Raw genomic sequence first — 14,806 nt, 5'->3', positions numbered from 1 at the left:
AAATCTGGGCATCGTTCCACAATGTAAAGCTAAGACAAATTGTTCGCTAATCGCTCACAATTTCATTCCACGATGGTATCTGGTGAATTCCAACGCGATTGGGAAGATATAAGGTTTCTAAGAGAGTAGATACAGGATCTATCCCGGCTATCTCTTTATTTTCAAGATGCCGAAACTGTTTTTGGGGATAATGAATTCCGTTGCTTTCCCGTACCATTCCTGAATACGGACTTCGATTTTGCCGGATCCTTCCATTTCGGCATTGCCTCCATTTGTTGCCTTGAGTCTTTCATCGGCGACATAACGATACGTGATATCACCTTTGTAATACTTGCCGTCAATCACGATTTGTGGTGTGTGATGCTCGCTTGTGCGATTGCTGATGAAGATGGCAAGGTATTCCGTTTCATTTGCATCATTTTTTTTACCGACGGCTTGTGCTTGGATACCCGGCATCTGTTGCTTTGCATAAGTTAAAGCACCTTCAAGGAGCGGCGAATTTTCGATTGACACCGTAAACTGTGTGTCTGCCTGCGCAAATGCTTCACCGATGAGTTGAAAAGTCGGATAAACGGCACGCCGGATATTGTTACCGAAATCCGATTCAGGTTCGCCACCGTATTTCCAAAAAGTGCCAGGTGTTGGAGGCGTTATCGGCGAAAATACGGGAAACCCCTTCCCGGGACCAGCGATAACATGAAAGTTTGCCTGCGTGATGTTAGGTATCGATAGCAGTCTTAAGAAAAAATCGCCGGCATACATTGCATGAAGTTGTGTATTGGCGACGCGGTTCGCAGGATTGGCGATGTTCCATTCCGTTATCCACATCTCCTTGTTTGGAAATAGTTTTTGATAGTAGTCGAGAGCTTCTGCGACCCCGAAATGAATCCATCCCATGAGGTAGCAGCGCATCTCCTCTATCTCTTTTTTTTGAACGGCTTTGTAAGCATAAGCGTGAACGGTGTAAGCGTCGAAAAAGCTGCTGTCCGCTGCGAGACCTTCGTCCCATTTCCGTTGCTGTCTTTTTACCAGCCACCCTTCTTTGTGGAAACCGAGAGGCGTGGCACAGACGGATACCTTTATATTCGGGTTAACGGCTTTCATCGCTGCGGCATGTTTTTTGGCTTCGGCGATGTAGTTTTTGACTGTCTGGTATTTGTTGAGGTAGTGTGGCAGATAATACTCGTTGCCGAGTTCCCAGTGTGTAATTTGATACCCTTTGCTTTTGGCGTAGTCGACCCACGCTGCGCTCTCTTCGGGACTACCTGTCCATAGATTCACAACGACAACAGGGGTTATCTGTAATGTGTTACACAACTGCATAAAATCGTCAAAAGCGATTTTGCCGTTCCTTCGCTTCTGAAGTTTAACGTAATTGTCTTTGTTTCGTTTATTAAGTTTTGCGTTGAGCGTTGATGCCATTTCACTCTCAAAAAAGCCGCTGGCTTCCCAATGATAGAAGTTTCCTACTGTGCCGCCGGGAAATCGTAAGGTCTTCGGCATAAGTGCCTTGGTTAAATCGACAAAATCGGTGTCAAGGTACCCGTAATCGCCGCTCATCATATTTGTATTGAACCCGTGGAGGGCATGGCGGAGCGGTTGCGCAGCCTGTGTGCCAATTTCTAAACGGAATACTTCTGGCGGCGGGGCTTCCTCTCGGCAGCCGATGTTCAGAAATAACAATATCGCGACAGTTATTATGGATTGGATGGAAGGTTGGAAGAACGGAAGGATGGGAGCCGTACTTCTACTCTTCCACCCTTCCACTCTTGCTGCTATGCTGTGTAGCAGCCCCCATAATGGAGATATTTGTGTGGTAATCATAGCGTTATCCTCAGCGGTCTATAGGTTGAAAGCGATCTATCGCTGGCGAACATGAGTCCGGCGCAGAGCCAGAAATAGAATCCGTAACCTCGGAATTCAAGGGTTCGATTGAAGAAGAGTAAGAAGGCGGTAACGGCAACGAGGCAGAGCATGATAATTGAAATCTGCCGGGTCAGGCGCGACACAGCCAATGGTGTACTAACGGATCTCCTGTAGAGGTCTAAAGCGGCACGAAAGAGCCGGTAGAATATTAGCGCGAAGAAGCCTAATCCCAATAAACCGTAGAAGCAGAGAATTGCCACCCAATACACATCCTTGAAACCGTTCTTGCTGAGTATTTTCAGGAGGAAAGAGCGTTGGCTGGCATTAAGCCTTTCAATCGTGGTGTTTTGATCTGCGCCGTAGCCTAAGATAGGTTTGTTCACGAGAACTGTTGGGACGTTCCCAATTAAGGCACCGAGCCGTTGTTTCTGCGCGACGCGGACGTAAGAACCTGAAAATACACCTGTTACGTTCCCAATGAGCCCAACCCTCGCTTTACGAGGGTTTATGTACTCAAGGTTAAAGGGGTTTACTATTGCCAAGAGGATCCCAAAGACCATCGCGATGGATAATGCTAATTGAAGTGTCTTTTTCCAGCCGTACTGAAAGTAGAACCACGCGCCGCCTGCAAGGAGTGCCGAGAAGGTAGCGGCGCGCGAATATGAGCGCGCGATAAAGAAAAACAGTATCGCTGCGCCGAGCAAGTTCAGGTACTCCAGTCGCCTAATACGGGAGAGATAGATGACAAGGACGAGAATCATGAAAACCCCATAGATCACCGTGTCGCCTAAAGTTCCGTAGACGCTCCCAATTTCTCTGCCGAGTTCAAGCAGTCTGTATTCTTTTGTGAACCCACCTATGGTGAGTGTGGTTTCGCGCGGTAAAAAGAAGTTGAATGCAGCGGGGCCACCCGCCCACTGAATGATACCCGCACCGATTTGGAGGATACCAACACCGAGAATGATGCGTAAAAAGGTTCTGATGTGTCTCTCTGATAGGTTAGAATTCGCGACCAGATAAAAAAGAACGATGTATCGCGCAAATGGACGGATATTGTAAAGGCTCCCTATCAGTGGGGATCCGTTCACTAATATTGACAACAGTACGACGGTGTAAAATCCGATAACTGGTAAGTCGATTGCTGTTTTGACGAAAGGGATGCCTCTATAGAGTTTATGGATGACGAGTTTCCCGAAAGCCACGTAGATGAGCATTTCGCCGAAGAATCTTAAGTAGGAGTAAATGACATCGCTAACGGGTAAAAACTTCAGTATAAACTCTTCAAAAGCGACGTATCCTGTCAGAAAGTAGATCATTCTTTTAGTTGTTGGTTAATGGTTATAACCAATCCGTCAGGTCTCTATCCAATAATTCAGCTAATTGTTCGTTAAACGGTTTGAAGTACGCCATCTGTTGTTTGCGGGTCTCTGGGTCCAGCGGCGGCGGTGTCCAATTCTCATCCTTCTGAGGTCTTTCGTTCCAGTCGAGAACGGCTTTTCTGAGTTTGTAAGCAGCCGCATCCGGCACGAGTTTTCTAATGGCTTTTCTCAGTGGATTGCGGGATGCCAGAAATTGTGTAAAGAGGAAGTTAAATCCTTCCGAACGCGGCATAGTGGCTTGATTGTGTCGTTCCCCTATTGAAGGTTTGAAATCGTCACGGATACCGATGCGGTTAAAGAGTTGTTGGCAAATACCTTCGGCATTTTCTTTTAAGTCGTCGGTTAAGAAGCAGTGGACCTGATTTCGCCCGAATTGATCTATCAAATTTTTGACGTGTGGGTAATAGATGCTGTTGTACTGGTAGACACACTGTCGCCATTTAAACCGGTCTTCGTTCAGGCGTGCTTTCTCAGTGGCGAGTGCCTCTTCGTAGGTTTTGATGTTTTCCCAACCTCTCCGGCGCGCCCACCAATAGGCGGAATAGGCACGGGCAACGGGTTCCCGTAAAAGCACAACGAGATGTATCTCAGGATTGTGATCGTAAATCCGTTGCATAACCTCCCGGAAGTGCATCACCATCACGTTCTTGGCAATGAGTGGTTTATCTGCGATTTTCTCACCTGCAAAGTACTTCGCGAAAGCCCGGTCATACCCTTGTGTGTATTCGTGTTCTTGAAGGAAAAAGGTCATCTCTGACTGTGCATGCGTATGGATATCTGGATGTTGTGCCAAGTAACGGAGGAGTGAGGATGTCCCCGATTTTTGCGCGCCAACAATCATGAGTTGGATTCTTTTTGTCATAATTTTTTCCCGATCCTGCTCTCCCTTCCAAAATCCTCATAGAAATTAAAGAGACCAGGGTAAAGGTTTCCCAATTAATTCACTAAGGGCATGAATATCAGATTTGTAATAGGCGGTCAAACGGCATTGCGTCTCTTCTGACATCTGAATTTTCTTTTCAGGTTGCGTGTTTAGACGGAGATAGAGAGGTTCAATTGTTTTTCGGATGCTCCGCAGCGGTGTATGGATGATCGGTTTGTTATGCGTCCACTGTCGCAGTCGGAATCGGAAGTCTCGGTATTTCCGATGCAGTTCAGAGTTTCTCATATTCTCGGATCGGTTTGTTACTTTAAAGGCGTAATCTTTATAAAAATCCGTATCTATCTCGGCAAAGCTGCACAAATCGGTCATAACGTTCAACGGTTGCGCCGCCAATTCCTCATAAAAAAGGATGTGGATGCGCGCCGGACCGAATAAATTAAAATAGGGTTCCAAATAGGTAGTATAGCAGCCTTGTTGGAGTGTTTGCAAGTACTGTTCTTCCTGCTGCCCAGCGGCAAAGAGCAGATCAACATAAGCGTCGAAACTTAGGGTTTGTGGCAGTTTGCCAATTTGCTTCCCGAACCGATACCACGAAATTAATCTTGAGATGGGTTCCCGAAGGCTGAAGACTAACTTTACGTGCGGTAGGGACGCTGCGATTCGCTCACGCGCCTTATCGCAATACAGGTAGTCTGGTGTTGATTCAACCCGTAGCTGCTTTTCGTTAGGGTTAGGAAAGAGGCGATTGTATGCTTCTACATCTCCTTTGTATCGGTATTTTGAAGGAAGCGGATAATCGGTACTGAGGAAAAAACGGGTCTCTTTATAAGTGGCAGCACAGGTAGCAGGATGGTCAGCGAGATAGGTGAATAGCGACGTTGTTGCCGCCTTCGTCGTGCCGCCTACAATAAGATAGTGATAATCTCGAACATTTTTCATTCCCATCTCATTTATCTCTTTTTCTTTCTTATTGGTGTCAACCATTAGTAAGATTAGTTTGCAGTGGTTAGCAAGTTGTGCTTGCCACGCGCTGATCGCTGACTGCTGACTGCTATCTAAAACCAAGAGACCTTTGTCTTTCGGAGGAGGCGCGTCAAATTTCCGACGGCGAGGAGTGCCGTAATTGATACAGCGAGCGCGACCCCTGTGAGTCCCCTCATTTCAATCAATCCATACGCCGCGATGAAATTAAGAAACGCCATCATTACCATATTTGCGAAGATGTGCTTGTAAGCCTTTTGTGCGTAGAGTCCAGCATTCAGAACGGGTATCAGACACGAAAATATCAATCCTATGCTGAGCCAAAAGAGAAGTTGCCCAATTAATTCAATAGAGGCGTGATCGGTCGCGCCTCTCCCATACAAAATCCGACTGATTTTTTCGTGAAATATCAGCAGGATTAGCATTGCTGGGAGTCCAATAATTATGGCGGTGCGTACATTTCGGTTAAGCGTGCGTCCTAACTTCTTTTTATCATTTACGGCGTCGTCTGTTGCCATATCGGGCAGACCTGTTGTCGCAATACTAATACCGATAAGGGTCTGTAAAGCCGAGAAGATCTGGAAAGCGGATTTATAGAGTGTAATCGCACCGCCGCCGAGTTGCGAGACGAGGTATATCTCGACCAACAGACGGTTTGTAACTTGCCGAGTTGCGAAACCGAGTGTTGGCAACGTGACCGTATTCTTCAAAGCGCGGAGTGTATCTACAGAGATACCTATCAGGTTATACCGATGTCCCGTTCGATAGGTTCCGATGCACAACCATCCAAAGTATACGGCAAAGCCACCAGTGTACGCCACCGCAATCCAGTTTTCAAGGTTCTCGGTGTTCCATAGAACTAAAAATACAACCGCTGCAGTGCCAGCGGGTAATGCGTTTCGGAGTGCGACCGTTTTAAAGCGTTGTTGGCTGTTCAGGAAAGCACCGAGCACCGTGCTACCGCATCCGAAGACAAGGATCGGTGCACAGAGCCGTAAAAGTGTCGTTCCTTTTTCGACATCAACAGTTGATCGCGCTAACAATCCGCCTGCTATCCACGGCGCGACCAGTTCGATTAAGATAAAAATTCCAAAACCGATACTTATTAAAGCGAACAGCAGACTATTGGTGAAACGTTGATATGCTGCGCGGGGCATCTCCTTTTCACGCGTAACAAAAAGAGGAACGAGGCTAAATTTAGCACCTTCTCGGACAATTGTATCAACAACGAACACCACCGTCAATGCGGTTATGAGTGCGTCTGCTGTGTCGCTGAAGCCGAACCGCTTTGGAATCAATAGGACACGGACGAGGAGGCTCAATCCCATGCCGGCACACGTAATTAGCATCACCCAAAGAGTTTTGTAACGGCTGTTGGCTGTTGGCTGTTGGCTGTTGGTAACTTCTTGTGGCTGTTGCGTATTTCTTGATAGCATAGCGGTCAGCGATCAGCAGTCAGCGGTCAGTAAAGAAAAAGAGGTGTAATCAACGGTATGAATGCCTTATGGCATTCACCGGGTAACGCTTGCGTCTTTGTTGACGGAAATCGAAAGTGAAGTGTGCTGATGGAAATCCAAAGCGTAGCGACCTACGCAAGTCGCGTGTGGACTTGCGGGCCAATGCTGATGGCTATCTACTTCCAGCTATCAGGCAAATTTTTACGGATTTCGATGTTAGTGAAAGGACTGGAAACTCGTGGACCAACAGATTTTGCCCATGTCGCCATTCTGTCCAAACCGTCTGGAAGTTCTACCTTTGATGTGTCTCCGAAAACACCTTGGAATTTCTCATGTGAGCAATAGGCGTGTTTTACCTCTTCTCTGGCACGCATATTGATAACACTTACCTCTTTTCCCATTGCTGTCATCACCAAGTCCGCCAATTCGTTGACGGTTACATATTTATCGGAACCGACGTTAAAGACCTCTCCCGAAGCCTCCGGAATGTCTACAGCGCGAGCGATATGGGGTGCGACATCCGCTATGTGCGTAAAGGCGCGTGTCTGTTCTCCGTCTCCAAAGATTACCAAAGGTTCCTCTTGCATGATGTTGTTCATGAAAATACCGATGACGTTTCGATACTTGTCGCCGATATTTTGAAGTTCACCGTAGACGTTATGGGGTCGAAAAATGGTATACTCCAAGCCGAAGAGCCGTTTGGAGACAGCGAGTTCTTGTTCTACAGCGTATTTGGCGATGCCGTAAGAATCTTCCGGCATCGGTTGAAGTCCTTCATGCATTGGGAGCTGGTTTTCACCGTAGACAGCAATGGATGAGGTGAACACAAAGCGTTTGACGTTGTAGTTTACGGCGGCGTTTATAAGGTTTACGCTTCCGATGAGGTTGTTCTGATAGTTGAATCGTTTGATAAAGTGACTCAATCCCTCTGCCGCATAAGCAGCGAGATGATAGATGTAGTCGAATTGATGCTGCTCACAGAGTTGATTTATCAGCGAAGTATCAAGTATACTTCCTTCGACAAAGGTTACAGCGGGATTAAGGTTCTCACGGAAACCGCCGCTGAGGTCGTCAAGTGCGACGACATCTGTGTCGCCTTGGCGGAGAAGTTCATTAACGACGTGCGCGCCCATAAAACCCGCACCACCTGTGACTAATGCTTTCTTTTTCATAGTATAGTTTTTGGTTTCCTACAGGAATTGTTGATAGACATTCATAATTCTTTCATAGTGGATGTCGGCGTTAAATTCCGTTTCCATTTTGTAGCGACCGATGCGTCCCATTTCTGCAGCATCGCTTTTATGCTCGGACATCCACAGCAGCCGATCTCGTAATGTTTCTTGTTCACCAGATGGGACGAGGCATCCGTCAACGCCATCTACGATGAGTTCAGGTATCCCACCAATATCGGCACCGATGACGGGTTTGCCGTAGGCATAGGATTCTAAGACGGACATTGGACAGTTTTCGTACCACTCTGAGGGTAGCACTGTACAGATGCTGTTGAGAATCAATTCACGGAGTTCGTCGCCCTGCTTAAAGCCGAGGAGATGGATATGTTTACACCCGTTTTGTTCGATGATCTGCTGGACTTCTGGCATCGCTTCGCCGTCGCCTACGATATAGATGGGAACGTCTGTGAGTGGGACGGCTGCCTCGATAAGCGTCAGGATGCCTTTGCTCCGATGCACCCGTCCGAAATAGAGAATATAATCCCCCTCGGAGAAGTTAGGTGTAATGTCAGAGACATCGACGAAATTGTGAACGGTTGAGATTTTGTCTTCAGGGATGCCGTGCGAGATCATCTTTTTTCGGAGGAAATGGGAGACTGAGATGAAATGGTCAAATTTCTTAACGGCACCGAGCATCTTGGATATGTAAGACTCGGTAACGCTCAACGCCGTACGAGCGAGTGAGCCTCTATTGCATCGCTTTGGGAGTGCGCGCCAAAAGTGTTTGCCTTCGCACGCCTCACAAATCTGATCGTTTGAGAGATGACTGTAGACGGGACAGGTTAGCTTATATTCATGTAACGTCTGAATGAGCGAAATACCGTCTCTTTTGAGGACTTCCAAGATTGAGGTGGTGAGTTTACCGTAGTAGATATGGAAGTGTGCAAGATCGATGTCTGTGGCTTTCAACAGCTGTCGGATTGATTTAACAGCGTCGTGTGAGTACAAAAAGCGGAGTAAATCTCCTGCACCGGGATGCTCGAAATCCGCACCGCGTGGGAAATAGCCTTCCCATTCAGATGGCTCGTTATTCGGACTCGCTGCTGTAAATGGCACTACTCGGTGTCCGTGCTTTTGCAACAGTTCAGCGAGCGTAAAAAAGTACCGGTCAGAACCACCGCGGACGTGATAATTTTGTGAGACGTTCAGAATCGTACGTTTCATCGGTAATGCCTCCTTTACTCGCTATTCGCGTTTCGCTAATCGCGAACCGCGGTCCGCGAATAACGGTTTGCGGTTCACTAATTGCTATCCAACAATGTCGGATATGGGAAACCTGCGTCGGCAATTCGTTCGTCTGTGAACGGTTCATAATAGACGATTCCAACTTGTTTGGTAATCAGTTCTCGATCGGCGGCATCTATGATGACGTTGGCTATTTCCGTAGCGTCCGAGTTACCCCACCAATTGTTGCTCACGATTAGGTTAAACTTTACATTTAACTGGAGTGCGAAGATATTTGCATTCAGATTGTTATTGCGAATGATAGACTGGACATTTTCACAGAAGATACCGGTCTCGTTTTTGGTAATGTTGTTTTTTTGGATTTGTGGACGTGTTTGGCGACCGATGGTTTTGACCCCGGTGTTATTGTCGAGGATATCGTTGTGTTGGATCTGTGCGTCGCTGCCGTCTAAAGCGATGGCGGTTGTGTTCAGACGTAGTGTACACGCCGCCACAGTCGGCGAGGTTGTTTTGATGTCCAGTGCGGTTGTGGCATACTCGATGACTGCTCCCCTGATAAAACTTTCTAAGTCGTGTGTGTGATCGAAAAGGATACCATTCCAATCCGCGGGTGTGGGTTTGATGTTCTCCGATGTAAGATAGACGAGTTCGGTTACCTGTTCCTGTGCTAACGGGGTTCCTATCTTTAGGATGCCTCTCACTGTAAGCAGGGCATTGCGTCCAAATTTGACAGTCGTGCCGGGTTGGATATTGAGGGTTACATCCTGTGGAATCTCCAGCGTGCCTTTCACGGTGTAAGTCTTTTCAGGTGTCCACGTTTCGTTTTCGGTGAGTTGATGGTTTTCAAGAACAACCTCCGAACTTTCTGTCGGATCCACGGGGTTGGTGGTGTTTTCTGTTGTGCAGCCTATGCCTATGATTAAATTAATGCAGAGGATTAGCAGGTAGTATCTTAAGTACTGAATTTTCATTTTTTGTATTTACGGGTCCAATCATTTCATGGCTATATAAGAGAACGCTATTTTGTAGGGTTTGTTGCAAATTGTGTGGATTTTCATTAATTTTTTCGGGAGTTGGGAATTTGGTTTTCGTTATATTCGTTGTCCGGTTTGCGATTCTGTCTTTTTTCATTTTTTCCTTGCTTTATTCTCACGGATGTGATATCCTAATTTTAGCAGTTATGAGATTTGGCTTGTCTCTACTGACACCTTGTCGCGGTGCCGCCCGTTTTCCGTGCTAAGAGGTTTCGCTGGCAGAACCGGCAAAAGTTAATAAGGAAACGTATCATGAATGGAAATAGATTTGAAGAAATGGTCATCACTACGCTCAATGAATTGCGTCAGGAGGTATCATCCTTACGCTCGGAAATCAGTGATGTAAAAACTGACTTACACAAGCAAATCAGTGATGTACAGACGGACTTACACAAGGAAATCAGTGATGTAAAAACGGATGTCGCCTGGGTGAAGGGTAAACTTGAAGGACGGTCTGATACACGTCATGTTGTTCTCACCGGTATTTCCATTTTCGTTGCGATCTGTGCAGTCGTTGTCGCCTTCCTAAAATAAATCTACGATTCAAAAACTCTCACCGCAAGGCAAAATATTTACGCTCCCAAACACACCACGCCGTTGAAAAGTTTATCTCATAGTCTGGGATCAACCGCCTCACTTTCCAGTGCAAGAACCCCGAAAACACACTCGTGGACACGAGACAGCGGTTCACGGCTAACGAAACGCTCAAGTGCTTCAACACCCAAGGCAAACTCTCTAAGCGCGAGAGAACGTTTGTGAGAAACGCCACGGGAACGGAGACGTTCCAAATTTTGAGGCAATGTATATTCGGGTCCATAGATGATCCGTAGGTATTCACGACCTCGGCACTTTACAGCGGGTTGTACCAAGCCTCGTTTGCCTCGAACGACGAAATTCAGTGGTTTGATAACCGTGCCTTCGCCACCGTGCGCCGTGAGTTCCTCCCACTGCCGAATCGCTTCCGTTTGGCTCGTGTCATCGGTTAAATCTACGACGCCGTATCGGGTTGCAAACAACACGTCATCTTCAGAACTTTGACAGAGTTTCGTGAGCATTTGCGTATGCCAGAGATGGTCTTTGTCAAAATACGTTCTTCCTTCCGTCGCAAGCAAGTGGAACGGTGCTAACTTCAAGTCTGTGATTGATTCAACAGACCAGCAGTATTGCTGATAAGCCTTGATGTATTCGGTTACGGCTTCTGTGCGTTGGCGATAACTCTCCAAGATACTATTTACATCAACCCCTCTTTCAGCAGTGGTTTTTAGGGAGGCAACTGCTGCTTCCAAAGCGACACGCGCCGATGTCCCGACTGGCGCGTATTGTTGCTTTAGCAACTCTTGTGCCTTCACCGACCACGGCATCAATTCACAGTCAAGACAAATCCAATCTGTCCCAAGACTTTCCCAATAGCCGACCTCATCCATCGCAGCTTTTACGTGTTCAAGTAAAGCGGTTTCAACTGCGGCATCGTTAAAGAAAGATCTGCCGGTTCGTGTGTAACAGACACCAAGCGTGTTATCTGCAATGCCAAATCGTTTTTTTGCGGTTTCTGGATCGCGACAAACAACGAGAATCGCACGCGATCCCATGTGTTTCTCTTGATAGATAACATCGGTTACCCCTTGCTTGTGATAATAAGCGAACGCTTCTGCGGGGTGTTCGAGCAGGTCTGACCTGTTCGTTGTTTCGGTTGGGGACATCGTGGGTGGAAGATATATAAGCCATTTTGGATGGACAGCGAAACGGCTGATCACTTCTAACGCCGTTATAGCATTCTCTTCGCGGATTGTTAGGTTGCCGTGTAACCGCGTGCTGATCGCGCGCCTTTCCAGCACATCGTTGATGTCTAAGATATCGTCATATCCCTGCGTTTTGGGGGGAGACGATTCGTCCATTTCATTAAGGAGTGGTTTCACGGGTTCATAATATGTCCGGTGCGCCGCGACAGATACCAACTCTCTTTCAGGGTATCGCAACGCCGTGAGTTCGCCGCCGAAAACGCATCCGGTATCGATATTGATTGTACGGTTTACCCATTGCGGCTCGGTGACCGGCGTGTGTCCATAGACAACCGTTGCAGTCCCGCGGTATTCCTCCGCCCAGTTGAGGCGGATGGGTAACCCGAATTCATCGGTTTCTCCAGTGGTTTCGCCGTACATTGCGAATTCCCGCACGCGCCCTGATGCGCGTCCCTGTAGTTCCGCCTTCATTCCAGCGTGAGCGACAACTAACTTCGCGTCGTCAAGCACATAATGACTTACTAAACCATCTAAAAATTCTGCAATCTGTGTTTTAAATTCTGTTGATTCTTCCGCTAATTGCGCCAGTGATTCCGCCAGTCCGTGTGTCCGCTTCACATTTCTCCCGCGGAGTGCCCGAACCAGTTTTACATCGTGGTTCCCCGGTACGCAGATCGCTGCACCCATTTCGTGCATCCGCATGATAAGACGCAAGACCTCAGCGACCTTTGGACCTCGATCAACATAATCTCCGACGAAAACAGCTTTTCTGCCTTCTGGCGGTTCAACGATAGTGTCCCCGTCGGGTTGTGTTGAGATTTTATAGCCGAGTTTTTGAAGCAATTCGACCAGTTCGTCAAAACAGCCGTGAACATCACCGATAATGTCGAAGGGACCTTGTTCGTCTGTACGGTTTGACCACAAGGGTTGTCGTTCCACGCGAGCGGCTGCAACGACTTCGGGTGTGGACATCACATAGAGGAACTGTCGAAAACCTTCGCGCTTAAGATAACGCAGTGAACGACGAAGTTGTTGGTGTTGTTGTCGGATGACGTGCGGTTTTAAATCGCGGTCGGGTCGTGTTGCGTTTCTTTCCTGACAGAGTTTCGTGGGGATGTTGAACACGATGGCAGCGGTGAGGTAATGGTATTCGCGCGCCAGCGCAAGCAGAGGTTTTCGTGCGTCGCCTTGGACGTTGGTTGCGTCAATGACTGTCAGTTTTCCGGCGGCGAGCCGTTTGGCAGCGATGAACCGTAGCACCTCAAACGCGTCTTTTGTTGCTGTTTGATCGGTTTCGTCGTCCGAAACGAGACCTCGACAGAAATCGGACGAGAGAATCTCGGTCGGCTTAAAATGCTTGCTCGCAAAGGTGGACTTGCCTGAACCTGAAGGGCCGATGAGAAGTACAAGCGACGGTTCAGGGATTTTTAGAATCATGTTATCTGTTTTTCCTGATTTTCTCGGGTAAAGACCACCATCTGTGTCGGCGCGCCAACATCTTCAGTTGTTGGTCCGATTGGATGAAACGCAACGGCATAACTGAAGCGTTCGGAGATACGGGTTGCCCAAGACTGAAACTCGTCCCGCGTCCATTCAAAACGGTGGTCCTTGTGTCGAAAGCGTCCACCTTGGAGATTCTCAAATTTCACGTTGTATTCTCTGTTCGGTGTCGTTAGTACAACTGTCCCGGGACGGGCAAACTCAAAAAGCACCCGCTCAAAAGCCGCAAGGCGTGGTAAATCTAAGTGTTCAATCACCTCTATAACCGCAGCGGCATCGTATCCAGCGAGACGTGTGTCTCGATAGGTGAGCGACCCTTGGAACAAACGGAGTCGTTTTCTTTGATTCTCTGGCAACTGATCGTAATGGAGTCGTTCTTGCGCGATTTTCAAGGCACGATGCGAAACGTCCATGCCGACAATCTCTTCAAACTGCTTTTCATGCAAGAGCTTACGGAGGAGTTTTCCCTCACCGCACCCCAAATCAAGCACGCGTTTCGCACCGCACTGCTTGAGTGCCTCGGCGACCCTCTGCAAACGGATTTCGTTCAGACTGATTTCTGCTTCAGCTTGCGTTTCTTCTTCTGCCTGAAGTGCCTCGTCGGTTTGTTGAAGATCTGTGTCGCATAGTTGGGCAAGTGCTTGATTGGTCAATGGACGTAAATGTTTTAAGTAACGACCGACAATGGATTCATGTTCTGGATGCACAGCGAGCCAATTTTCACCGTGTTTTAAGAGTTTCTCGATTTCTGCCTCGTCAACCCAGTAATGTTTCTCATCATCAAGCACCGGAATCAAGACGTACAGGTGCGTGAGAAGTTCGCTCAAACGGCAGGTGTTTTGCAGGGTTACTGTGAAATAACGGCTCTCACCCCAATCCGGGAATTCCGCGTCCAAGATGTGTCGCTCCACTTTTATCTTATAACCGAGCGGCTCGAAAAGTCTCCGCAACAATTGTTCGCCGCCCTGACACGGGAGGATGGATAACTTTGCTTCTAAGGGAATCGCTGTCTCGGCGAGCTGCGGGCGTTCTTTGCTTCTACCGGACAATGCACTGCTAAATACTTGCGCGATTGCGACACTCAAAAACGAGGAGGCAACATAGGGGCGATCGCTGACGTACGGTGCCAGTGCGAAATTTTCCCCAGATCGTCCGTGTGGACGGCGGGTCAGTCCAACGCTATCTATATCGAGAAGCAGGGCTGCTGTGCACCTTTCGGCACTCGCCTCCGGGTAGAAAACGTGTGCTTGCCCGAAATTAAGAGCGAAGGATTGGATCCGTGCTGGGTGTTTGTGCAACAGATATCCAAGGTCTGTCGCTGGGGAATATGTTGTTGATATTGTCAGGAGCATAACAACAGGACCTTTAAGGAAGGCAGTGTGCTAAAGGGGGCAGCCCAAAGAGACCTGCCACCTTCAGCATAACGCAACAGTTAATCCCCAGAAGTTCTCGTGAGACTGTTGATTGATATATCGCAGCCTTGCTTCCAAGCACTTTAGGACTTACGCACTCCACCGGTAGGTGCGGTTTCTAACCGCACCGATCCTATG

11 protein-coding genes are annotated in these 14,806 nt (G+C 47.8%); 1 reads left to right on the top strand and 10 read right to left on the bottom strand.

Going from position 1 to position 14,806, the window contains the following annotated elements:
• Positions 1 to 147: 147 nt before the first annotated feature.
• From OXN25_09705 to OXN25_09670, 8 genes are all read right to left on the bottom strand, one after another.
• Positions 148 to 1,824, bottom strand: coding sequence for a hypothetical protein (locus tag OXN25_09705; protein ID MDE0425132.1), 1,677 nt, complete (start codon positions 1,822 to 1,824; stop codon positions 148 to 150).
• Positions 1,821 to 3,182 (bottom strand): hypothetical protein, encoded by a 1,362-nt coding sequence (locus OXN25_09700; GenBank protein ID MDE0425131.1) that lies wholly within the window; start codon positions 3,180 to 3,182, stop codon positions 1,821 to 1,823. The genes OXN25_09705 and OXN25_09700 overlap by 4 nt, the downstream gene beginning before the upstream one ends.
• A 22-nt stretch (positions 3,183 to 3,204) precedes the next feature.
• Complete coding sequence (locus OXN25_09695; GenBank protein ID MDE0425130.1) at positions 3,205 to 4,107, bottom strand: sulfotransferase domain-containing protein; 903 nt, start codon at positions 4,105 to 4,107, stop codon at positions 3,205 to 3,207.
• Between the two features lie 45 nt (positions 4,108 to 4,152).
• Positions 4,153 to 5,067, bottom strand: a complete 915-nt coding sequence (locus OXN25_09690) for a sulfotransferase domain-containing protein (GenBank protein MDE0425129.1) — start codon at positions 5,065 to 5,067, stop codon at positions 4,153 to 4,155.
• Positions 5,068 to 5,183: 116 nt separating this feature from the next.
• Complete coding sequence (locus tag OXN25_09685; GenBank protein ID MDE0425128.1) at positions 5,184 to 6,545, bottom strand: MATE family efflux transporter; 1,362 nt, start codon at positions 6,543 to 6,545, stop codon at positions 5,184 to 5,186.
• A 197-nt stretch (positions 6,546 to 6,742) separates the two neighbouring features.
• The gene (locus tag OXN25_09680) at positions 6,743 to 7,738 is read right to left on the bottom strand and encodes an NAD-dependent epimerase/dehydratase family protein (protein MDE0425127.1); all 996 of its coding nucleotides are present in this window, start codon (positions 7,736 to 7,738) and stop codon (positions 6,743 to 6,745) included.
• Positions 7,739 to 7,756: 18 nt separating this feature from the next.
• Positions 7,757 to 8,962 carry a glycosyltransferase family 4 protein gene (locus OXN25_09675; protein MDE0425126.1) on the bottom strand — a complete coding sequence of 402 codons (1,206 nt, stop codon included), beginning with the start codon at positions 8,960 to 8,962 and terminating at the stop codon, positions 7,757 to 7,759.
• 77 nt (positions 8,963 to 9,039) lie between these two features.
• Complete coding sequence (locus tag OXN25_09670; GenBank protein ID MDE0425125.1) at positions 9,040 to 9,954, bottom strand: hypothetical protein; 915 nt, start codon at positions 9,952 to 9,954, stop codon at positions 9,040 to 9,042.
• Positions 9,955 to 10,269: 315 nt separating this feature from the next.
• On the opposite strand from OXN25_09670, the gene OXN25_09665 reads away from it, so the two are divergent.
• A complete protein-coding gene (locus OXN25_09665) occupies positions 10,270 to 10,551 on the top strand; it encodes a hypothetical protein (protein ID MDE0425124.1) in 282 nt (93 codons plus the stop codon).
• 77 nt (positions 10,552 to 10,628) lie between these two features.
• Here the strand turns inward: OXN25_09665 and OXN25_09660 are convergent, their stop codons facing one another.
• Positions 10,629 to 13,193: a polynucleotide kinase-phosphatase gene (locus OXN25_09660; GenBank protein ID MDE0425123.1), complete on the bottom strand. Its 2,565-nt coding sequence runs from the start codon at positions 13,191 to 13,193 to the stop codon at positions 10,629 to 10,631.
• Positions 13,190 to 14,608: a 3' terminal RNA ribose 2'-O-methyltransferase Hen1 gene (locus OXN25_09655; protein ID MDE0425122.1), complete on the bottom strand. Its 1,419-nt coding sequence runs from the start codon at positions 14,606 to 14,608 to the stop codon at positions 13,190 to 13,192. The genes OXN25_09660 and OXN25_09655 overlap by 4 nt, the downstream gene beginning before the upstream one ends.
• Positions 14,609 to 14,806: the final 198 nt, after the last annotated feature.

The organism is Candidatus Poribacteria bacterium, from assembly GCA_028820845.1.
Lineage (GTDB): Bacteria > Poribacteria > WGA-4E > WGA-4E > WGA-3G > WGA-3G.
This window is presented reverse-complemented; position numbering and strand designations above follow the sequence as displayed.